Annotated in this window: 1 protein-coding gene; it reads left to right on the top strand. The window is 68.9% G+C overall.

Annotated elements, in window-relative coordinates:
- Window positions 1-502 (top strand): ABC transporter ATP-binding protein (locus FK530_RS25680; protein WP_231706816.1); only part of this gene is annotated, 502 nt, incomplete at both ends.

Raw genomic sequence — 502 nt, forward strand, 5'->3', positions numbered from 1 at the left:
GGTGGCGCTGGTGGAGCTGGCGGGGATCACCCGCAGCGTCGTCCTGCCCGATGGGAGCGATCTGCACATCCTGCGCGGCATCGACCTGAGCGTCGAGGCCGGGGAACAGGTGTCCATCGTCGGCCGCTCGGGCACGGGCAAGTCCACGCTCCTCAACATCCTGGGCCTGCTGGACCGACCCACCAGCGGCACCTACCGCGTCGATGGCTCGGACGTCCTCCACCTGGGGGAGGCCCGGCGCGCACGCCTGCGAGGGCGGAGCTTCGGCTTCGTCTTCCAGCAGTTCAACATCTTCAATGCCCGCACCGCCTCCGAGAATGTCGAGGTTCCCCTGCTCTATGCGACGGGACCGGACTTCTGGCACAGGCGTTCCCTGGCTGCTGCCATGTTGGAGCGGGTGGGGTTGGGGGACCGGCTGGACTCCCACCCCACGCAGATGTCGGGTGGTGAACAGCAGCGCATCGCGATCGCCCGCGCACTGGTGCGCCGCCCGCGCATCATC

The organism is Tsukamurella conjunctivitidis (assembly GCF_007858475.1).
GTDB classification, from domain to species: Bacteria; Actinomycetota; Actinomycetes; order Mycobacteriales; family Mycobacteriaceae; genus Tsukamurella; species Tsukamurella conjunctivitidis.